The organism is Flexivirga sp. B27 (assembly GCF_052905685.1).
In genome coordinates this window covers 166,250-186,264 of record NZ_JBPYUM010000002.1, presented here as the reverse complement: position 1 = coordinate 186,264, position 20,015 = coordinate 166,250, and the positions used below count along the sequence as shown (strand labels likewise).

21 protein-coding genes are annotated in these 20,015 nt (G+C 69.1%); 15 read left to right on the top strand and 6 right to left on the bottom strand.

Features of this window, described 5'->3' with window-relative positions; genetic code table 11:
• Positions 1-22: 22 nt before the first annotated feature.
• Positions 23-676: a TetR/AcrR family transcriptional regulator gene (locus tag ACSZL9_RS09725; protein WP_446665292.1), complete on the bottom strand. Its 654-nt coding sequence runs from the start codon at positions 674-676 to the stop codon at positions 23-25.
• 127 nt (positions 677-803) lie between these two features.
• Here ACSZL9_RS09725 and ACSZL9_RS09720 point away from each other — a divergent pair, with 127 nt between their 5' ends.
• Both ACSZL9_RS09720 and ACSZL9_RS09715 read left to right on the top strand, forming a co-directional pair.
• On the top strand, positions 804-983 hold the full coding sequence (locus ACSZL9_RS09720) for a hypothetical protein (RefSeq protein WP_446665291.1): 180 nt from the start codon (positions 804-806) through the stop codon (positions 981-983).
• A gap of 154 nt (positions 984-1,137) precedes the next feature.
• Positions 1,138-1,323, top strand: a complete 186-nt coding sequence (locus ACSZL9_RS09715; RefSeq protein WP_446665290.1) for a hypothetical protein — start codon at positions 1,138-1,140, stop codon at positions 1,321-1,323.
• Between the two features lie 256 nt (positions 1,324-1,579).
• On the opposite strand, the gene ACSZL9_RS09710 is transcribed toward ACSZL9_RS09715, so the two are convergent.
• A complete protein-coding gene (locus ACSZL9_RS09710; protein ID WP_446665289.1) occupies positions 1,580-3,001 on the bottom strand; it encodes an NAD(P)H-quinone dehydrogenase in 1,422 nt (473 codons plus the stop codon).
• Positions 3,002-3,087: 86 nt separating this feature from the next.
• On the opposite strand from ACSZL9_RS09710, the gene ACSZL9_RS09705 reads away from it, so the two are divergent.
• Complete coding sequence (locus ACSZL9_RS09705; RefSeq protein WP_446665288.1) at positions 3,088-3,936, top strand: purine-nucleoside phosphorylase; 849 nt, start codon at positions 3,088-3,090, stop codon at positions 3,934-3,936.
• Entirely contained in the window at positions 3,933-5,576 is a 1,644-nt protein-coding gene (locus ACSZL9_RS09700; RefSeq protein ID WP_446665287.1) for a phospho-sugar mutase, read from the top strand. Before ACSZL9_RS09705 ends, ACSZL9_RS09700 begins: the two co-directional genes overlap by 4 nt.
• A 206-nt stretch (positions 5,577-5,782) precedes the next feature.
• Here the strand turns inward: ACSZL9_RS09700 and ACSZL9_RS09695 are convergent, their stop codons facing one another.
• Complete coding sequence (locus ACSZL9_RS09695) at positions 5,783-6,364, bottom strand: hypothetical protein (protein ID WP_446665286.1); 582 nt, start codon at positions 6,362-6,364, stop codon at positions 5,783-5,785.
• A 123-nt stretch (positions 6,365-6,487) separates the two neighbouring features.
• Here ACSZL9_RS09695 and deoC point away from each other — a divergent pair, with 123 nt between their 5' ends.
• The 10 genes from deoC (at position 6,488) to ACSZL9_RS09645 (ending at position 16,623) form a co-directional block, all read left to right on the top strand.
• Positions 6,488-7,438 carry a deoxyribose-phosphate aldolase gene (gene deoC / locus ACSZL9_RS09690; RefSeq protein WP_446665788.1) on the top strand — a complete coding sequence of 317 codons (951 nt, stop codon included), beginning with the start codon at positions 6,488-6,490 and terminating at the stop codon, positions 7,436-7,438.
• 16 nt (positions 7,439-7,454) lie between these two features.
• Entirely contained in the window at positions 7,455-8,906 is a 1,452-nt protein-coding gene (locus ACSZL9_RS09685; RefSeq protein ID WP_446665285.1) for an aldehyde dehydrogenase family protein, read from the top strand.
• Positions 8,906-9,790, top strand: coding sequence for an aldehyde dehydrogenase family protein (locus tag ACSZL9_RS09680; RefSeq protein WP_446665284.1), 885 nt, complete (start codon positions 8,906-8,908; stop codon positions 9,788-9,790). Before ACSZL9_RS09685 ends, ACSZL9_RS09680 begins: the two co-directional genes overlap by 1 nt.
• Positions 9,791-9,872: 82 nt before the next feature.
• Positions 9,873-10,505 carry a uridine kinase family protein gene (locus ACSZL9_RS09675; RefSeq protein WP_446665283.1) on the top strand — a complete coding sequence of 211 codons (633 nt, stop codon included), beginning with the start codon at positions 9,873-9,875 and terminating at the stop codon, positions 10,503-10,505.
• A gap of 151 nt (positions 10,506-10,656) precedes the next feature.
• Positions 10,657-11,364 (top strand): C40 family peptidase, encoded by a 708-nt coding sequence (locus tag ACSZL9_RS09670; RefSeq protein WP_446665282.1) that lies wholly within the window; start codon positions 10,657-10,659, stop codon positions 11,362-11,364.
• An 84-nt stretch (positions 11,365-11,448) separates the two neighbouring features.
• Entirely contained in the window at positions 11,449-12,567 is a 1,119-nt protein-coding gene (locus tag ACSZL9_RS09665) for a DUF7847 domain-containing protein (RefSeq protein WP_446665281.1), read from the top strand.
• Positions 12,557-13,201 (top strand): DUF4129 domain-containing protein, encoded by a 645-nt coding sequence (locus tag ACSZL9_RS09660; protein WP_446665280.1) that lies wholly within the window; start codon positions 12,557-12,559, stop codon positions 13,199-13,201. The genes ACSZL9_RS09665 and ACSZL9_RS09660 overlap by 11 nt, the downstream gene beginning before the upstream one ends.
• Positions 13,198-14,304, top strand: a complete 1,107-nt coding sequence (locus tag ACSZL9_RS09655; protein WP_446665279.1) for a DUF4350 domain-containing protein — start codon at positions 13,198-13,200, stop codon at positions 14,302-14,304. Before ACSZL9_RS09660 ends, ACSZL9_RS09655 begins: the two co-directional genes overlap by 4 nt.
• Positions 14,301-15,299, top strand: coding sequence for an AAA family ATPase (locus ACSZL9_RS09650; protein WP_446665278.1), 999 nt, complete (start codon positions 14,301-14,303; stop codon positions 15,297-15,299). Before ACSZL9_RS09655 ends, ACSZL9_RS09650 begins: the two co-directional genes overlap by 4 nt.
• 25 nt (positions 15,300-15,324) lie before the next feature.
• Positions 15,325-16,623, top strand: a complete 1,299-nt coding sequence (locus ACSZL9_RS09645) for a DUF58 domain-containing protein (RefSeq protein WP_446665277.1) — start codon at positions 15,325-15,327, stop codon at positions 16,621-16,623.
• A 12-nt stretch (positions 16,624-16,635) separates the two neighbouring features.
• Here ACSZL9_RS09645 and ACSZL9_RS09640 read toward each other — a convergent pair whose 3' ends face one another.
• A complete protein-coding gene (locus ACSZL9_RS09640; protein WP_446665276.1) occupies positions 16,636-17,631 on the bottom strand; it encodes a stage II sporulation protein M in 996 nt (331 codons plus the stop codon).
• 23 nt (positions 17,632-17,654) lie between these two features.
• Here ACSZL9_RS09640 and ACSZL9_RS09635 point away from each other — a divergent pair, with 23 nt between their 5' ends.
• The gene (locus ACSZL9_RS09635; RefSeq protein ID WP_446665275.1) at positions 17,655-18,491 is read left to right on the top strand and encodes an RDD family protein; all 837 of its coding nucleotides are present in this window, start codon (positions 17,655-17,657) and stop codon (positions 18,489-18,491) included.
• Here ACSZL9_RS09635 and ACSZL9_RS09630 read toward each other — a convergent pair.
• Complete coding sequence (locus ACSZL9_RS09630) at positions 18,488-19,573, bottom strand: adenosine deaminase (protein ID WP_446665274.1); 1,086 nt, start codon at positions 19,571-19,573, stop codon at positions 18,488-18,490. The genes ACSZL9_RS09635 and ACSZL9_RS09630 overlap by 4 nt on opposite strands.
• Positions 19,566-19,922, bottom strand: coding sequence for a cupin domain-containing protein (locus tag ACSZL9_RS09625; RefSeq protein WP_446665273.1), 357 nt, complete (start codon positions 19,920-19,922; stop codon positions 19,566-19,568). Before ACSZL9_RS09625 ends, ACSZL9_RS09630 begins: the two co-directional genes overlap by 8 nt.
• Positions 19,923-20,015 lie beyond the last annotated feature (93 nt).

The window sequence follows — 20,015 nt, the reverse complement described above, 5'->3', positions numbered from 1 at the left end:
GCACGCGGCCGCACTCCTCGCCTCACTCCTCGATGTCGGCGTCGCTGATCGCGTGCAGCACGAGAGTCACCATCGAACGTAGGTAACCCGGGCGTTCCTGCGGCGAGGTGGCCAGCAGGCCGCTGAGCACGACGCCGTCGAGGCTGGCGACGATCGCCTCGGCGCGCAACCGGGCGGCGGACTTCTCGGTGCGGCAGATGATCGACTCGACGATGTCGGTGAGGTTGGTGCGCCAGGCCACGATGGGTTCGCTCAGCGAGGGCGTGCGGCCGGCCTCGAGTGACAACTCGGACATCGTGACGATCAGCTCAGGATGCTCGGACCAGCGCAAGAGCATCTCGACGGTGGCTTCCACTGCGCGATCGACACTCTCCTGGCTGCCACCTTCACCGGTCGGACCCGGCAGGGACGCGCCGAGCGCCCGGACGTCAGCGTGCAACTGCGCCGCGACGAAGTTGCTGAGTGCGGTCAGCAGCGCGAGCCGGGTGCGGTAATAGACCGAGCAGGAGCCCTCCGGCATACCCGCTTCGCGGTCGACGGCGCGGTGCGTCAGGCCGCGCATCCCCGACCGCCCGACGACCACGATCGCGCTGCGCAGCAGGAGCTCCTGGCGTGCGGCAGCGCCTTCGGGGGTCTGGCGGGGGCGCTTGCGCGCGGCACGTCGACGGGTGGACACGCTTCACTTTCTCATGCCGACGGCCCCGACGTGATGCAGACCACGCTCACTCGATTTGCATGCCGTTTCTACAGGTGTAGTGTTGTAGTCACTACAAACGTAGTGAACAAGACATCAGGAGTTCGACATGATCAACATCAACGCCTTCTTCATCGGCTTCGTGGTCATCAACGCGATCGCACTCGCGCTCCTCGTGGGCTTCGCAGCCGTCGAGGCCACCCGCTTCTTCGCCGCGAACCGCAAGCAGCGCATCGCACGCCACGAGCCCTTCGGTCGCTACTACTCGCGGCTGGCCCTCGGTCACTGATCTCGACACGCGCACTCGGTGCTCGCTGGGTGCGCACCAGCGCTCGACCCCCAACGGCGTCGCCCATCCCGGGCGGCGCCGTTTTCCGCTGTGCGGCGCGGGCACGTAGATTTGGGAAGACAGCAACCTGCCAGCAGAACGGATCCCGCTCGCCGTGACAGCACTCGTCAACTTCATCATCGTGCTCGCCGTCGCGGGCGCGGTCATCCTCGTGCTGCGCTACCTGCGGCCGAAGCTGCGCGAGCAGCGTCACCGCCGCTGGGAGGAGGCCGGCCTGCTCCCCCACCAGGTCGATCCCTACGCCCCGCGCCCCGACGAGGACGACAAACCCCAGACCTGACCCCGCACCTGATCGCCCAGTGACGGCTTCCTCGCCGAGTGACGGTCGTATGACGCCGTCACTCGACGAAAGCGCCGTCACTCAGTGAGTTGTATGTCGCAACGGCGGCCGGGGTTTCGACAAGCTCAACCACCTTGGGTTCGCTCAACCGGCTTGGGTTCGCTCAACCGGCTTGGGTTCGCTCAACCGGCTTGGGTTGTGATGGCCGAGCCTGTCGAGGTCATGGTTTCGACAAGCTCAACCGACTTGGGTTCGCTCAGATCTCGGCTTCGTGCAGCCGGCGGGCGGCCTCGGCGATCGACCCGGTCATCGACGGGTAGACCGAGAAGGTGCTGGCGACCTGATCGACCGTCAGCCGGTTCTGGACCGCGAGCCCGATCGGGTAGATCAACTCCGACGCCTGCGGCGCGACGACCACGCCGCCGATGATCGTGGTGCTGCCCGGTCGGACGAAGAGCTTGACGAACCCGTCGGTGATGTTGCGCATCTTGGCCCGCGGGTTGGTCGACAGCGGCAAGGTCATGACCCGGGCCTCGATGCGACCCTCCTCCACGTCGACCTGCGAGTAGCCGACGGTGGCGATCTCGGGGTCGGTGAAGATGTTGGCGCAGACGCCTCGCAGGTTCAGCGGCGAGACGGCGTCGCCGAGTGCGTGCGCCATCGCGATCCGGCCCTGCATCGCAGCGACGGAGGCCAGCGGCAGAACACCGGTGCAGTCGCCCGCGGCATACACGCCCTGCGCGGACGTGCGGGAGACGCGGTCGACGGTGATGTGCCCGGAGTCCCTGGTCTCGATGTCGACGGTCTCCAGGCCGACCTCCCGGGTCAACGGCACCGAGCCAACGGCGAGCAGCACGTGCGAGCCCTGCACCTCGCGACCGTCCTCCAGCGTCACGACCACGCCGTCGCCCTCGCGCCGCGCGGACTTCATCCGGGACCGGCCGAGGACCGTCATACCGCGGCGGCGGAAGACGTTCTCGATGACCGTCGCGGCGTCCGCGTCCTCACCGGGCAGCACCCGATCGCGGGACGACACGAGCGTGACGTCACACCCGAGGCCGAGGTAGGCGTGCGCGAGCTCGGCTCCGGTGACCCCGGAGCCGACCACGATGAGCTTCTCCGGCAACTCGGTGAGGGCGTAGATCTGCTGCCAGGTCAGGATCCGCTCGCCGTCCGGGACGGCGGTGTCCATGACGCGCGGGGTGCACCCGGTCGCCACGAGTATGACGTCGGCGGCGAACTCCTCGGTCCGGGCGGCGTTGCCCGATCCCTCGTGGACCGGCTCGGCGATGACCTTGCCGGGACCGGCGATGCGCCCACGGCCGTTGACGATCCGGACCCCGACGCTCTCCAGTTGGGCACGGATGTCATGACTCTGCGCCTCGGCGAGGTCGAGGATGCGCTCGTTGACCTGCTTGGCGTGTGCTTCGGCGTGCTGGTCCTCGCCGGTGCCCTCGAAGCCGACTCCGAGCCGCCCCGCGGCCGCGAAGCGGGACATGAAGTCGGAGGTCGCGATGAGCGTCTTGCTCGGCACGCAGTCGGTCAGCACCGCAGCGCCGCCCAGACCGGTCTGCTCGATGATCGTGACCTGAGCCCCGAGCTGTGCCGCGACGAGGGCGGACTCGTAGCCGCCGGGGCCGCCACCGATGATGACCACATTCTTCTGGCGTCCACTCACAAGGTCGCATCATTCCATGTCGGCGCCGAGGAGCCGAAAACGCCGGTGCGCCGTGCCGGCGCCCCACACGTCATACGCTGGCGCGCGTGACTGCTACAACTTCGCTGGCCGACCCGGCAACCGATCCCTTCGACGTGGCGCGGGCCGCTGCCGCCGCGATCGCCGAACGCACCGGTGCGCCGACACATGACATCGCACTCGTGCTCGGCTCCGGCTGGGGCGGTGCCGCCGACCGCATCGGTGAGACGCTCGCGACGGTCGACAACGCCGACGTGCCGGGGTTCGCCGCCGCAGCCGTCGCCGGACACTCCAGCGCGATGCGCTCGATCGCCATCGGTGACACCGGCTCTCGCGCGCTGGTCTTCGGCACCCGCACGCACTTCTACGAGGGCAAGGGCGTGCGCTCGGTGGTGCACGGCGTGCGCACCGCGGCCGCGGCAGGCTGCCACACCATCGTGCTGACCAACGGTTGCGGCGGGCTCAACCCGTCCTGGGGTCCCGGCACCCCGGTGTTGATCCGCGACCAGATCAACCTCACGGCGCACTCCCCCATCGAAGGCGCCAACTTCATCGACGTCACGGATCTCTACACACCACGGCTGCGGGAGATCGCGCACGCGGTCGATCCGTCCCTGGACGAGGGTGTTTACGCGCAGTTCCGCGGCCCGCAGTACGAAACGCCCGCGGAGGTGAAGATGGCCGGAGTGCTCGGCGCCGATCTGGTCGGTATGTCGACCGCCTTGGAGGCCATCGCGGCCCGGCAGGCCGGGCTCGACGTGCTGGGTGTCAGCCTGGTCACCAACCTCGCGGCCGGGATCAGCGGCGAGCCGCTGTCGCACCAGGAGGTCATCGAGGCGGGCAAGGCCGCAGCCGAGCGCTGCGGGAAGCTGCTCGCCGAGGTCGTCGGCCGGGTCGCCGGGGAGGCACGCGCATGAGCAGCGACACCACCGAGCTGATCGCCGAGGCCAAGGCTTGGATCGCCGACGATCCCGACGAGCAGACCCGCAACGAGCTCCAATCCGTCGTCACCGCAGTCGAATCCGGCGACTCTGCCGCATCAGAGGATCTGCAGGACCGTTTCGCCGGACTGCTGGAGTTCGGCACCGCAGGGCTGCGGGGCGCACTCGGGGCGGGGCCGGGGCGAATGAACCGCGTGGTCGTCATCCGGGCGGCGGCCGGCTTGACGGCATACCTCCAGGAGAAGCTGGGCAAGCGCGACGTCACCGTCGTCATCGGGTATGACGCCCGACACAACTCCGACGTCTTCGCCCGCGACACGGCTGCCGTCGCCGTGGGTGCGGGCGGGCGCGCGATGATCCTGCCGCACACTCTGCCGACACCGGTGCTGGCGTTCATGATCCGGCACCTCGGCGCGGACGCGGGTGTCATGGTCACCGCGAGCCACAACCCGCCGCAGGACAACGGCTACAAGGTCTACCTGGGCGACGGCAGCCAGATCGTCGCACCGGCGGACAGTGAGATCAGCGACGCGATCAGTCGTTTCCCGCGGGCCGCCGACGTCCGGCTGGCCGAGGACGGCTGGGAGACGCTCTCCGACGACGTGGTCGACGACTACCTGGACGCCGTCACGAAGGTCGTGCGACCGGACGGTCCACGCGACATCAAGCTCGTCCACACCGCGCTCCACGGTGTCGGATCCGCTGTGTTCACAGCGGCTTTCGACCGGGCGGGCTTCCCCGCGCCCGCTTCGGTCGCGGATCAGGCGGAGCCGGACCCGGCGTTCCCGACGGTCGCCTTCCCCAACCCCGAGGAGCCCGGCGCGATCGATCACGCGCTCGCGCTGGCGGCCGACACGGATGCCGACCTGGTGATCGCCAATGACCCCGACGCAGACCGCTGTGCGGTCGCGGTCCCCCGCTCCGACGGGTGGCAGATGCTGCGCGGGGACGAGGTCGGTGCTCTGCTCGGTGCCTACCTGCTGCAGCGCGGTGTCGCGCCCGGCGGAGTCTTCGCCAACTCGATCGTGTCTTCCCGGCTGTTGGCCGCCATGGCGAAACAGGCGGGAGTCCCGCACGCGGAGACACTGACCGGTTTCAAGTGGATCAGCCGCGTCCCCGGCCTCGCCTACGGCTACGAGGAGGCGCTGGGCTATTGCGTCGACCCGGGCGCGGTCCGCGACAAGGACGGCATCAGTGCCGCGCTGCTGATCGCCGAGTTCGCCGCCCAGTGCAAGGCCGAGGGACGGACGCTCGACGACATACTCACCGAGCTTGCCGACCGACACGGCACGCACGCGACTGACAGCTTCTCGGTGCGCGTCGACGACCTGTCGATCATCGGTGACATCATGGATCGACTGCGTGCCCAACCGCCGAAAACTGTTGCAGAGCAGGAAGTTTCGCAAGTCGACGACCTCGCCGAAGGCTCCGCGGAGCTGCCGCCAACCGAGGGCTTGCGCTACTTCCTGGCCGACAACACCAGGGTGATCGTCCGACCCAGCGGCACCGAGCCGAAGCTGAAGATCTACCTGGAGACCATCGACGCCGACCCGGCGACCGCACGCCACAAGCTCGCCGCGGTGCGTGCCGACTTCGAGCGGCTCACCGCGCCCTGACCCCGGCGGGCAAGGGGCGGGCCCAAGGTGGTTGAGCTTGTCCCACGGCGGTTGGGCTTGTCCCACGGTGGTTGAGCCTGTCCCAAGGTGGTTGAGCTTGTCGAAACCATGACCTCGACAGGCTCGGCCACCCAAGGTGGTTGAGCTTGTCGAAACCAAGACCTCGACAGGCTCGGCCACCACCGAACCCCTTGGGGGTCCGCCGGTCAGCCGGCGGTCACCGCCACGGCGACGCAGACCACGGCGAGCACGACCGCGCCGATGGCGGGCCACGCAGGCACCACGACGTATTCGTCCTTCGCCCGGACCGACGGATCACGCTCGACGGCGCCGGCGTAGTCCTCCTGGCCGGTCCGGATCGCAGCGGCGACAGCAGCCGCCGACCCCGGGCGGGCGCCCATCACCGACCCGGTCGGGTCGTTCATGTCGACCTCACCGAGCCCGGGTCCGGCGTGGATCCCGGTCCGGCGATTGACCCGCCGGGGTCGCTGCGAGGTGATCGCCCACGACCCGTTGCCCTTGCCGTGCACGTCGAAGATCTTGAGGTTCCAGCGTTGCTCGACCAGATCGATCGCCGGCCAGCCGACCCGCACGTCGCGGACGAGGTTGCGCATCTCGACCCCGGCCTGGGTGAGCCGGACACACGGCCGCGCGAACACCACCCAGATCAGCAGCAGGCCCGCGATCGGCCACAGCAGGTGCGTCGGCTCGTCGAAACCGGACTGGACGATGATCAGCACGATCGCGACGACACACGCCAGTGCGAGGATGATTCCGGGAACGAGCATTGCGGGTTGCCGATAGACGCGGCGAGGGCCGGACGCAGTCGCGCCAGGACGAGGAAGTGTGAAGGGCATGGCAGGTAGGCTGCACCGGTGAGCCCATCATCTGCAACGTCGCGGGCCCGGGACATGCTCGGAGTCGCCTCTCTGACCAACAAAGCCCTGCGCACCTGGCTGCACGGTCTGCCCGGCGTCGACCAGGTCGGACTCGAGGCGCGAGCCGCCTCGCTGGCCACCCGATCGATCAAAACGACCAGCAAGGCCTGGGCCATTGACACCGCAATCGGGATGATCGACCTGACCACCCTCGAGGGCGCCGACACCCGCGGCAAGGTCCGCAGTCTGTGCGCCAAGGCGCAGCTGCCCGACCCGGGTGACCTCGGCACGCCCCAGGTCGCCGCCGTCTGTGTGTATGGCGACATGGTCGCCACCGCCAAGGAGGCGCTCGGCGCTGCCAGCGACATTCACGTCGCGGCCGTCGCGACGGCGTTCCCGTCGGGCCGCGCAAGCCTGGCGGTCAAGCTGGCAGACACCAAGGACGCCGTGAAGGCCGGCGCCGACGAGATCGACATGGTCATCGACCGCGGCGCCTTCCTGGCCGGCGACTACCGCTTTGTCTTCGACCAGATCGCCGCCGTCAAGGAAGCCTGCGCACGCCCGGGCGACCAGCCCGACGCCCACCTGAAGGTCATCCTGGAGACCGGCGAGCTGGCTACCTACGACAACGTTCGGCGCGCGTCCTGGCTGGCGATGCTGGCCGGCGCCGACTTCATCAAGACCTCCACCGGCAAGGTGCAACCGGCCGCCACCATGCCGGTCACACTGCTGATGCTCGAGGCGGTCCGCGACTGGCGTGAACTCACCGGCGAGATGATCGGAGTGAAGCCGGCGGGCGGCATACGCACCAGCAAGGACGCGCTGCGCTATCTGGTGATGGTCAGCGAGATCGCCGGCGACGACTGGCTGACGCCGCAGTGGTTCCGCTTCGGCGCGTCCAGCCTGCTGACCGACCTGCTGCTGCAACGCCAGAAGCTGCGCACCGGGGCCTACTCCGGTGCCGACTACGTGACGATCGATTGAGCGCGAAAGACAAGACATGACACCAGCATTCGAATACGCACCGGCACCGGAGTCGCGCTCCGTGGTCGACATCGCCTCGTCATACGGACTGTTCATCGGCGGTGACTTCGTCGACCCGGCCGAAGGCAAGTCGTTCAAGACCGTCAACCCGGCGACCGAGGAGAAGCTCGCCGACGTCGCCGAGGCGAGCGCGGCCGACGTCGACAAGGCAGTCCGGGCGGCGCGCCGGGCCTACGACCGCACGTGGAGTCGCCTGTCCGGCGCCGAACGCGGCAAATACCTCTTCCGGATCGCGCGGATCATGGCCGAGCGGGCTCGCGAGTTCGCGGTGCTGGAGACCCTCGACAACGGCAAGCCGATCAAGGAGTCGCGCGACGTCGACGTCCCGACCGCCGCGGCGCATTTCTTCTACCACGCGGGGTGGGCGGACAAGCTGGAATACGCCGGCCTCGGCCAAGATCCACGCTCGCTGGGCGTTGTCGGCCAGATCATCCCGTGGAACTTCCCGCTGCTCATGCTGGCCTGGAAGATCGCGCCCGCGCTGGCGACCGGCAACACGGTCGTGCTCAAGCCTGCGGAGACAACGCCGCTGACCGCGCTGCTCTTCGCCGACGTATGCCGCCAGGCGGAGCTACCCGCCGGCGTGGTCAACATCGTCACCGGCGCCGGAGCGACCGGGCAGGCGCTCGTCGAGCATCCCGGCATCGACAAGATCGCCTTCACCGGGTCGACCGGTGTCGGGAAGGCCATCGCCCGCGAGATCGCTGGCACCCGAAAGCGATTGACGCTCGAGCTGGGCGGCAAGGCCGCCAACATCGTCTTCGACGACGCACCGATCGACCAGGCCGTCGAGGGCATCGTCAACGGCATCTTCTTCAACCAGGGCCACGTCTGCTGTGCGGGCAGCCGCCTGCTGGTGCAGGAGTCGGTGGCCGAGGACGTCATACACCGGCTGCAGCGGCGACTGACCACCCTGCGGGTCGGCGACCCGATGGACAAGAACACCGACGTCGGTGCGATCAACTCCGCTGCCCAGCTGGCCCGGATCAACGAATTGGTTGCGGCAGGCGAGGCAGAGGGCGCGCAGCGGTGGAGCCCGCCGTGCTCACTGCCGGAGCGCGGATACTGGTTTGCCCCAACGGTTTTCACCGAAGTGTCGCAGGCCCACCGGATCGCTCAGGAGGAGATCTTCGGCCCGGTGTTGTCGGTGCTGACCTTCCGCACGCCGGACGAGGCAGTGGCCAAGGCCAACAACACCCCCTACGGCCTGTCCGCCGGCATCTGGACCGACAAGGGCTCGCGCATCCTGGCCATCGCCGACCGACTGCGGGCGGGTGTGGTCTGGGCCAACACCTTCAACCGCTTCGATCCCACCTCGCCGTTCGGCGGCTACAAGGAGAGCGGTTACGGCCGCGAAGGCGGCCGACAGGGACTGGCCGCTTACCTGGACACGGAAGGAACGCACTGATGGCACGCCTCGAGGTGCGCAAGACCTACAAGCTCTACATCGGCGGCAAGTTCCCGCGCTCGGAGTCCGGCCGGTCCTACGAGGTCCACTCGTCCGGCCGCTCCCCGAAGTTCCTCGCCAACGCCGCGCAGGGCTCCCGCAAGGACATCCGCGACGCCGTCGTCGCGGCGCGCAAGGCCGTCAAGGGCTGGTCGGGCGCGACGGCATACAACAGGGGGCAGGTGCTCTACCGCGTCGGCGAGATGCTCGAGGGACGCCGCGAGCAGTTCATCGCCGAGGTCGCTGCGAGCGAAGGCCTGACCAAGCCGCAGGCGACCAAGATCGTCGACGCCGCCATCGACCGGTGGGTCTGGTATGCCGGGTGGCCCGACAAGCTGCCGCAGGTGCTGGGCAACCTCAACCCGGTCGCCGGGCCCTACTTCGACATCTCCGCTCCCGAGCCGACCGGAGTGGTGGGCATCCTTGCGCCACAAGAGAGTTCGCTGCTCGGGCTGGTGTCGGTGATCGCGCCGGCGATCGTGTCCGGCAACGCCGTCGTCGTGGTCACCAGTGAGGACCGACCGCTGCCGGGGATCTCGCTCGGCGAAGTGCTGGCGACCTCGGACGTGCCCGGCGGCGTGGTCAACATCGTCACCGGCCGCACCGCCGAGCTGGCACCGTGGCTGGCGTCGCACGCCGACGTCAACGCGATCGACCTCGCCGGCGCGACCGAGATCGACTGGGCCGACCTGGAGCGGTCGGCGGCCGACACCGTCAAGCGGGTCGTGCGGCCCGCCGGTGAGGGAGCCGATGCGGTCGAGCCGGACTGGCTGGAGACCCCGGGACTGTCCCGGATGCAGGCCTTCCTGGAGACCAAGACCGTCTGGCACCCCAAGGGAATGTAGAACTCCACGAAGTTCGACTCCTCCGCTGCGCTCCCCGTCAATACTTCGCGGGGACCCCGATCACCATGGACAGACGACTGACGTGACCGACCGACCCTCCCCTGCCCGCGTGCTCGTGCTCGGCGGACCCAGCGGCTCCGGCAAATCACGCTGGTCGGCGCACCTGTCCCACGAGCACGGGTGGCCCATCGTCCGACTCGACGATTACTACCGGAACGGTGACGACCCGACCTTGCCGATGCTGTCGGGCATCCCGGACTGGGACGACGTGCGGTCCTGGCGTTGCGACGACGCGGTCGACGCGCTGGAGACACTGTGCCGCACCGGCGAGGTCGTCGCGCCGGTCTACGACATCTCCGCATCCGCCGTCACCGGCACACAGGTAGTGCGGCTCGACCCCGAGGTTCCCATCGTGATCGCGGAGGGCATCTTCGCGCCATACGTGATCGCACCGCTGCGGGAGCGCGGCATCCTCGAAGGCGCCTACTGCGTGCACCACAACCGTTGGATCACCTTCGTCCGTCGGCTGGCGCGCGATCTGTCCGAGCGCCGGAAGCCGCCGATGGTGCTGCTCCGCCGGGGGCTACGGCTGGCGAAGGCCGAGCCGCGCATCGTTGCCGATCAGCAGCGACTCGGGGCTGAGCCGATCCGCCCGAAGGAGCTCGCGCGTCGCATGCAGCGCCGACCGTCCCGACGGGGCGACGAGGCCAGGTAATTTCTTTCGCAGTCATTTATAGAATACGAAACTTTTAACCATTCTTTACATTCGGAAATGCCTACGGCGCACCCGGCGCTGGTTGCATGAGACCTGCCACACCCGTGGCCCGCACCCCCTCATGCGGACACTCAATGGAGAGTGAAGAGTCATGCGTTTTGCACATCGTTTCGGTGGCGCCGTCACCATCGCAGCCATCTCCCTGACCGGCGTCGGCATCTCCGGCGCCGTTCTCGCCGCACCCGCTCACGCGGCGACGTCGTGTGTCAGCTCCGATCGCGTCAAGATCAAGCTGGGCATGCGCGGCATCAACTCGATCAAGGAAGCCCAGTGCCGACTGAACATGGTCGGCTACGACCTGACCGTGGACGGGGTCTTTGGCTCCGGCACCGAGAAGGCGGTCAAGAGCTTCCAGGACAAGCACAACCTCACCCCCGACGGCGTCGTCGGCACCAAGACCTGGGCCGCCCTGGTGGCGGCGACCGGCGGCACGTCGTCCCGCGACCAGAAGGTCGCCACGGTCGTCAGCTACGCCAAGAAGCAGCTCGGCAAGCCCTACAAGCTGGGAGCCACCGGCCCCAGCTCCTTCGACTGCTCCGGGCTGACCCAGAGCGCCTACAAGCAGGTCGGCATCACGATCGCACGCAAGTCGACGCAGCAGCACGTGGGCTACACCGAGGTCTCCGCGGCCAACCGCAAGACGGGCGACCTCATCTGGTGGTCCACCAAGACACACGTCGGGCTGTATGTCGGCGGCGGCCACATCATCGACGCGTCCGGATCCCAGCACAAGGTCGTCGAGCGCAACGTCTACGTCTACGACGGGCACCCGGCGCGCTACTTCCGGATCATCAAGTAGCACGACAGAAAGCACGACACGGCGGGACGGACGCACGCGCAGCTGTTGCGGGTGCGTCCGTCCCGCGTCCTCTAGGGTCGAGCCATGAGCAACGGATGGACGAGCCCCGGGGGTGACTCGGCCGGTGGCGATCAGGGGCCGCCGCAGTACGGACAGTACGGCGGGCAGCAGCCACCACCGCAATACGGGCAATACGGCGGGCAGCAGCCGCCACCGCAGTACGGGCAGTATGGCGCGCCACAGCAACCGCCGCCGCAGTACGGCCCGCCCGCGCCGTTCCAGCTGGCGCCGAAGCCCGGCGTCATACCGCTGCGGCCACTGAATCTCGGCGACATCTTCAGCGGCACCTTCGGCACCATCCGCGGCAACCCCGGCGCGACACTCGGCCTGTCCGCACTGGTCGCGCTGGTCGTCGCGATCCCGGCGATCTTCACGACCCTCGCGCTGAACAACGCGGACCTGACGACGACCGACGACTCGGGCACCACCATCAACCTCGGCACCCAGTTGGGGACGTCGGTCACCGCGATCTACACGACGCTCGCGGGGATCTTCCTGGGCGGAATGCTCACGGCGGTCGTCGCCGAAGCGGTGCTCGGGCGCCGCATCTCCGTAGGCGCCACCTGGCAGCGGGTCCGCGGGCGCCTGCTGCCGTTGCTCGGCATGACCCTGCTGGTCTCCCTGGCTGCGGTGCTGCTGATCGGCGTCGTCGTCGGCATCATCGTGCTCCTCGCGCTCGCGGGCAGTCCGGTCGCCGCGGTCGTCATCGGCATCCTGCTCGGCATCGCAGCCCTGGTGGTCCTCGTCTGGCTTGCTATCAAGGTGTCCCTGGCCGCTCCCGCGCTCGTGCTGGAGGAGATCGGTCCGATCAAGGCGCTCGGCCGCTCCTGGCAGCTCACCCGTGATCAGTGGTGGCGCATCTTCGGCATCACCCTGCTTGCGAACCTGATCGTCGGCATGATCAGCAATATCGCCCAATTGCCAACTGCCGCAATCATGGTCGCGTCGGCGGGCGACGCCGGGGTGCCGAGCGTCGGCTCTGTTCTCGCTGCCGAGCTCGTCTCCGTCGTGGTCAGCGCGCTCACTGCGCCGTTCACCGCGGGCGTGACCGCACTGCTCTACCTCGACCAGCGGATCCGCAAGGAGGCCCTCGACGTCACGCTGATGGAAGCCGCCGCAGAGGACGGTGCCGGTGCGCCGTGACGGCGGACCGCCGCTGGACCCGAGTGGCGGCACGGCACACGACTGGTTGCAGCGGGAGCTGTCCAAACCTGCGTATGCCGACCAGCGCAGCTGGCTGCAACGACTGTGGGACTGGGCCACCGACCGACTCGGTGATCTGCTGCAGGGCGTCGGGGGCGCACTGCCGCTCTATGTGCTGATCCCGCTGCTGCTCGCCATCGTGGCGGCGGTCGTCTTCGGTCTGAGCCGGCTGCAGCCGCGTGGAGCGGGCCGGACCGAGAAGTCCGACGAAGGCGTGCTGACCGATGTCGACCTCTCGGCGGAGCAGCTGCGCAGTCGCGCCGAGCGGCTCGCCAGTGAGGGCGCGTTGTCCGCGGCGTTCATCGACCACTTCCGAGCACTGACCCGTCGCGCCGAAGAACGCGCGCTGCTTCTCCCCCAACCCGGACGGACCGCCCACGAGGTCGGCACAGAGCTCGCACCCCATTTCCCGGCCCAGAGCGACGGGATCCACTCCGCCGCAGTGTTTTTCGATGCAGTGCGTTACGGCGGAGCCGAGGCCGATGTCGACGACGTCGCCCGGGTCAGCGCACTCGACCGGGAGATCGACCGGACCCGTCCGCACCATCCCGACAGCGACCGGGTCAGCGCATGATCACCCGTGGCCGGGTCGTCCTCGCAGCCGTCGTCGCCCTGCTGGTTGCGGTCCTCGTAGGCGCCGTTTTGCTGACGCCGCGCACGTCCGACGAGCCGCTGGACCCCGCATCGGCCGAGCCGGACGGGACGCGCGCGGTCGCGCAGGTGCTCGGGCAGCACGGGGTCGACGTGACGATCACGCACCGCGTCAGTGGCCTGGACACCGCCGGGTTGCGCGACGCAACGGTCGTCCTGACCCGACCACAACTGCTGGCACCGGAGACTCTGCAGCAGACCATGAGCGCCGCCGAGGGGGCTCGGCGGCTGGTCATCGTCGACGCGGACCCGACGACCATCAAGACGCTCGACCTGCCCGTCGCCAAGGTGGAACCCCAACGTTCACAACCGGTTTCACTGTGCTCGGTGAGCTGGCTGGACGGCCTACGGCTGAGCTACGCCGACATCAGCTACCGCCCGGAGGGCACCGCGCAAACGTGCTTCGGGGAACGCGGCCAGGGTGCGGTGGTCGTGCTGCCGGCGCAGGGCAACGCCCCTGAGACGGTGCTGCTCGGCAGTCGTGCCGCACTCACCAACAACACGGTCGTCAACGACGACAACGCCGCGATCGCCCTGCGCATCCTGGGAGCCAGTGACCGGCTCGTGTGGTTCGCACCGTCGATCGCGACCGCCGACAACGAGGCGGTGCAGGGACCGATGTGGCCCCGCTGGTTCCACCCGGCGATCTGGCTGGCCGGTGCCGTCATACTCATCGTGATGGTATGGCGCGGAAGGCGATTCGGCCGATTGGTTCCCGAGCCGCTGCCGGTGGTGGTGCCTGCCGACGAGACCACCCGCAGCCGCGGACAGCTCTATCGCAAGGCGCACGACCAGGCCCGGGCCTCGGCCGCGCTCCGGCTCGCGGCGCGGGCCCGACTGGCGCGATATCTGGGTCTTGCTCCCGGCGGCCCGCCGGACGCGTTGATCAGCCACACCGCGCGCGCGGCACAGCACGACCCCCAGCAGGTGGCCGATCTGCTCTACGGCGCGGACCCACCGGACGACGCCACGCTGACCGCGCTCGCACAGGACTTGCAACAACTCGAAAGGCAGGTACGACGATGACAGGCCACCCCCCGGGCGACAACCCACCCGAGAGTGCACCGGCAGCGCAGCAGGCGCGCGCCGCGCTCAATGCCGTCCGTGGTGAGGTCGCGAGGGCCGTGGTGGGCCAGGACGCCGCCGTCACCGCACTGGTGGTCGCGTTGCTCGCACGCGGCCACGTGCTGCTCGAAGGCGTGCCCGGCGTCGCCAAGACGCTGCTCGTCCGCTCGCTCTCGGCCGCCTTGTCGATCGAGACCAAACGTGTGCAATTCACCCCGGACCTGATGCCCGGCGACATCACCGGATCGCTCGTGTTCGACTCGCGTTCCTCGGAGTTCACCTTCCGGCCGGGTCCGGTCTTCACCAACCTGCTGCTGGCCGACGAGATCAACCGGACCCCTCCGAAGACGCAGTCGGCGTTGCTGGAGGCGATGGAGGAGCGTCAGGTGTCCGTCGACGGCGAAGCCCGGGCGATGCACTCGCCGTTCATGGTCGCCGCCACCCAGAACCCGGTGGAGTACGAAGGCACCTACCCGCTGCCCGAGGCGCAGCTGGACCGCTTCCTGCTGAAGGTCACCATGCCGCTGCCCGACCGGGACGTGGAGCTGGAGATGCTGCGCCGGCACGCAGGCGACTTCGACCCGCGCGACCTGGCCACCGCCGGGATCCGGCCGGTCGCCGGACCCGACGATCTGGCCGCCGGCGCCGCAGCCGTCCGCACCGTGCAGGTGGGGGCCGACGTGGCGTCATACATCGTGGATCTGGTGCGCGCGACGCGTGCCGCGCCGTCGTTGTCGCTCGGCGCGAGCCCGCGCGCGGCCACCGCGCTGCTCGCGACCAGCCGAGCCTGGGCGTGGCTGAGCGGGCGCGACTTCGTCACGCCCGACGATGTGAAAGCGATGGCGCACTCCACGCTCGCCCACCGGTTGCAACTGCGGCCGGAGGCCGAGCTCGAGGGTGTCGGCACCGGCACCGTGCTGCAGAGCGTGGTCGGGTCCGTCCCGGTCCCCCGATGAGCGTGTCCGGACCGATGGCCACATCATGGCGCTGACCGGCCGCACGGCGCTGCTGGCCGCTCTCGGCATCGTCGTCGTCCTCGTGCACCCGAGCGTCGCGACGGTCCTGTGGTGGCTGGTCGCCGTGGCTGCGCTGGTGGGCATCGACCTGTGGTTGGCGCCGGCCACGACTTCCCTTGCGCTGCAACGCCTTCCGATCCGTCCGGTGCGCCTCGGCGAGACCACGGCCGGCACCCTCGTGCTGCGCAACACCGGCTCGCGGACCATCCGCGGACTCGTTCGCGATGCCTGGCAACCATCGGCCGGAGCACGAGGCGGGCGGCAGCAGCTGCGCAAGCTGGGCGCAGGCGAACAGACCCGCCTCGTCGTGGAGTTGACCCCGACCCGGCGGGGGGACCGCCGCGCCGACCGAGTCACCATCCGCACCGCCGGGCCACTCGGCCTCGCCCTGCGGCAACGCTCTGTCGAAGTGAGCGGCAGCGTTCGCGCACTGCCGGCTTTCCCCTCCCGGCGGCATCTGCCCAGCAGGTTGGCGCAACTGCGCCAGCTCGACGGTCGCGCCGCGGTCCGGGTTCGCGGCCAGGGCACGGAGTTCGACTCCCTGCGTGACTATGTCGACGGGGATGACGTGCGCAGCATCGACTGGCGGGCGACCGCACGCCGGCAGCACCCGGTCGTGCGCACCTGGCAGCCCGAGCGCGACCGGCGGGTGATGATCGTGCTCGACACCTCCCGCACGTCCGCGGGTCGCATCGGTGACAGCACCCGGCTGGACTCCGGCATGGACGCGACGCTGCTGCTGACCGCGCTGGCTTCCCGCGCCGGCGACCGGGTCAGCTTCCTCGCGGGTGACCGGTCGATCCGCGCCCGCGTCACCGGGATCAGTGATCGTGCGGAGTTGATGCACACCGTCATCAACGCGATGGCACCCGTGGAACCCACTCTGGTGGAGGCGAATTGGCGCACCCTGCTGGGTGCCGGGAGCGGCCTGCCCAAGCAACGGTCACTGCTGGTCATCGTCACCCCGTTGGAGCCCGCGGCGGTCGAGGAGGGCCTGCTGCCGGTCCTCGCCGGGGTCGCCCTCCGGCACCGGGTCGTGATCGCCTCGGTCGCCGACCCGGGCGTGCGCGCCATGGCGGACCGTCGCGACACCACCGAGCAGGTGTATGACGCCAGTGCCGCAGAACGCACTCAGCTGCTGCGGAACGACACGCGCACCGCCCTCGAACGTCTCGGGGTGACCGTGCTGGACGAGGAGCCCGCGACGCTCCCGGTCGCGCTCGTCGACCACTACCTCCTGCTCAAGTCCCGCGGCCTGCTCTGATCCGCGGCCTGCTCACACACTCACGGGGCGCACGGCACTCTGGTCCGCTTCTGCGAGGTCTCCGGTGACACCTTCGGCGACGGCACGCCTGCCGAGGGTGAACACGTAGGCCAGGAAGAGGATCTCGGCAACGATCCCGATGCCGAGCCGTGCCCAGGTCGGCAGCGCCGACGGCGTCACGAACGCCTCGATGGCACCGCTGACCAGCAGCACACCGACCAGTCCGATGGCCACGACGACGATCGAGCGGCCCTCGTGCGCCATCGCGTCCGCACGACTTCGGGCGCCCGGCTCGACCCATGACCAGAACAGCCGCAGACCGCACCCCGCTGCCACGAAAACCGCTGTCAGCTCGAGGATCCCGTGCGGCAGGATCAGCCCGAAGAAGTCGCCGGCGTGCCCGTAGGCGGCCATGATGCCGCCCTGGATGCCGACGTTGACGACGTTGTTCCACAGCAGCCACACGATGGGGAAACCGAGCACGCCGAGTGCGATGCACACCGCCGCCACCCAGGCGTTGTTGGTCCAGACGCGGGTGGCGAAGTCGGCGCCGCCATACTCCGAGTAGTAGTCCCGGAAGTCATGAGTGACCAGCTGCTGCGCGTCCTGCGGCGAGATGAACGACGCCTGGACGTCGGGATTGCGCGCGACCCACACGCCCAGGACCACGGCCACCACGACATTCGCCAGCGCGGTCGTGATCCACCACCACCGGGTCCGGTAGAGCACGGCCGGGAAGTCACGGGTCACGAAGTCCGCGAGTCGCGACCAGGTCAGTGTGCGCCGCCGCAACGACGCGGTGCGCGCCCTGGCCAACACCGTGGACAGGTATTGCACGACCGTCGGGTCCGGTGCTGCCGACCGGATGAGCGACAGATGCGTGGCAGCCCGCTGGTAGAGATCGAGCAGCTCGTCGGCCTCGGCACCGTTGAGCGTGCGACGAGCACTGAGCACCCGCAGCTGCTCCCACTCGGGGTAGTGCGCCGTGACGAACGCGTCGAGGTCCACGAACCCGACTATAGGCTGGGCGTATGTCGCAGCCGGCCAGCACGCAGCCCCGACGCCTGCGCGGCGCGGACAGCGATCTGATGATCACCGGCGAGGCGGTGCTCATCGACGTGCCGTCGGCGCCGCTGCCGACTCGGATGGTCGCGTCACTGATCGACTGGGCGGTCTACATCCTCGTGCTCATCGGACTGGTCTTCGTCGTGAGCGTGTCCACGTCCGGCAGCAGCGACGCGACCTTCAGCACGCTGATGCTGCTGTCGGTGATCGCGTGTTTCCTCGCCCTGCCGGTCACCGTCGAGACACTCACCCGCGGCCGATCACTGGGCAAGCTGATCATGAAGCTGCGGGTCGTGCGCGACGACGGCGGACCGATCGTCTTCCGGCATGCGTTCGTGCGTGGTCTGGTCGGAGTCATCGAGTTGCCGCTGCTCAGTGCGGTGCCGGCAGTCATCGCGTCGGCCAGCAACGCGCGCGGCAAGCGGCTGGGTGACCTGGCCGCCGGCACGTATGTCGTGCGCGAGCAGACCGGGCTCAAGCTCAGTCCGCCACCACCGGCCCCGCCATACCTCGCGGCCTGGGTGCGCAGCGCCGACCTCGCGCCCCTGCCCGACGGTCTCGCACTGGCGATCCGGCAGTTCCTGATCCGACGGTCCACGCTCACGCCCGCGGCCCGAAATGCGTTGACCGACAACCTGATGCGTCAGGTGATGCCGCTGGTCTCTCCCCCGCCGCCCGCACACACCCACCCGGAGGACGTGCTGTCCGCGGTGCTCACCGCCCGCAGCGATCGCGAGGCCGCCCGGCTGCGGCGCGAGCAGGAGGTCCGGGCGCGGCTGCTCCCGCCGGACCCGCTGCGCTAGGCGCGAGCGGTCGCCTCGTCATACCCGGGTTTGATGACGTCGTCGATGATGGCCAGCCGCTCGTCGAACGGCAGGAACGCCGACTTCATCGCGTTGATCGTCACCCAGCGCAGGTCGTCGAGGGTCCAACCGGCCTCGTCGACCAGCAGCTGCATCTCCCGTGACATCGACGTCCCGCTCATCAGCCGGTTGTCGGTGTTGACGGTCACCCGGAAGCGCAGGTCCTTCAGCCGGGTGATCGGGTGGCCGGCGATCGAATCCGCCGCTCCTGTCTGCAGATTGGACGACGGGCACATCTCCAGCGGGATCCGGCGATCACGGACGTATGCCGCGAGCAGACCCAGCTTCTCGCCGGGCTGGCCGAAGTCGGTGATGTCGTCGACGATCCGCACACCGTGCCCGAGCCGCTCGGCGCCGCACCACTGGATCGCTTCCCAGATGCTCGGCAGCCCGAAGGCCTCGCCGGCGTGGATGGTGAAGTGGGCGTTCTCGCGCTGCAGGTATTCGAAGGCGTCCAGGTGTCGAGTGGGCGGGAAGCCCGCCTCGGCGCCGGCGATGTCGAAGCCGGCAACCCCTTCGTCCCGATAACGCACCGCGAGCTGGGCGATCTCGGTCGACTTGGCCGCATGCCGCATCGCAGTCAGCAGGGCTCGCACCACGATCCTGCCGCCGGATGCCGCCTCACCGTCACGGAAACCCGCGTTGACCGCCTCGACGACCTCCTCCAAGGTGAGGCCGCCCTCGAGGTGCTGCTCGGGGGCATACCGCACCTCGGCGTAGACGACGCCGTCGGCGGCGAGGTCCTGCGCACACTCGGATGCGACGCGGCGCAACGCGTCGGCGGTCTGCATGACGGCGACCGAGTGACTGAACGTCTCCAGGTAGCGCTCCAGCGAGCCGGAGTCCGCGGCCTCCCGGAACCACCGGCCGAGCGAGTCGGCGTCCGACGCCGGCAGCTCGGTGTAGCCGATCTGCGCCGCCAGTTCGACGATGGTGGCCGGCCGCAGTCCGCCGTCCAGGTGGTCGTGCAGCAGCACCTTGGGCAGTGCCTTGATCTCGGGCCGGATGGTGTCCTCACTCATCGCGGTTGACCGTGTCCGGGGAGAAAGCCGGCAGGCAGACAGCGATGTAGTCGGCACCATCGGGTCCGGTGGAGTAGCGAATGCGTTCTCCCGCAGTGGTTTTCAGCGACTGCCCGGCATTGACGGTCGTGCTCTCACCGTCGCCGTGCTCCACGATCACTGCTCCGCGCAACACCACGGTGAACTCGTCGAACTCCGGCGTCTGGAACGGCTCGGACCAGTCGGCTGGCGCCTGCATGTGCGCAACGCTGAGGCGCGACTCATCGGTGCTGGCAGCCCCGATGTGTTCGTCAATGATCTTGCCGCCGGGCACCGGGATCCGCACCGGCTCCGAATAGAGTTGAACCATCAGGCCACTCTAGTGACGTGTGGTGGCTGAGCCTGTCGAAGCCACCAATGTGACCTCGACAAGCTCGGCCACCGCTCAGCAGGCTCGGCCACC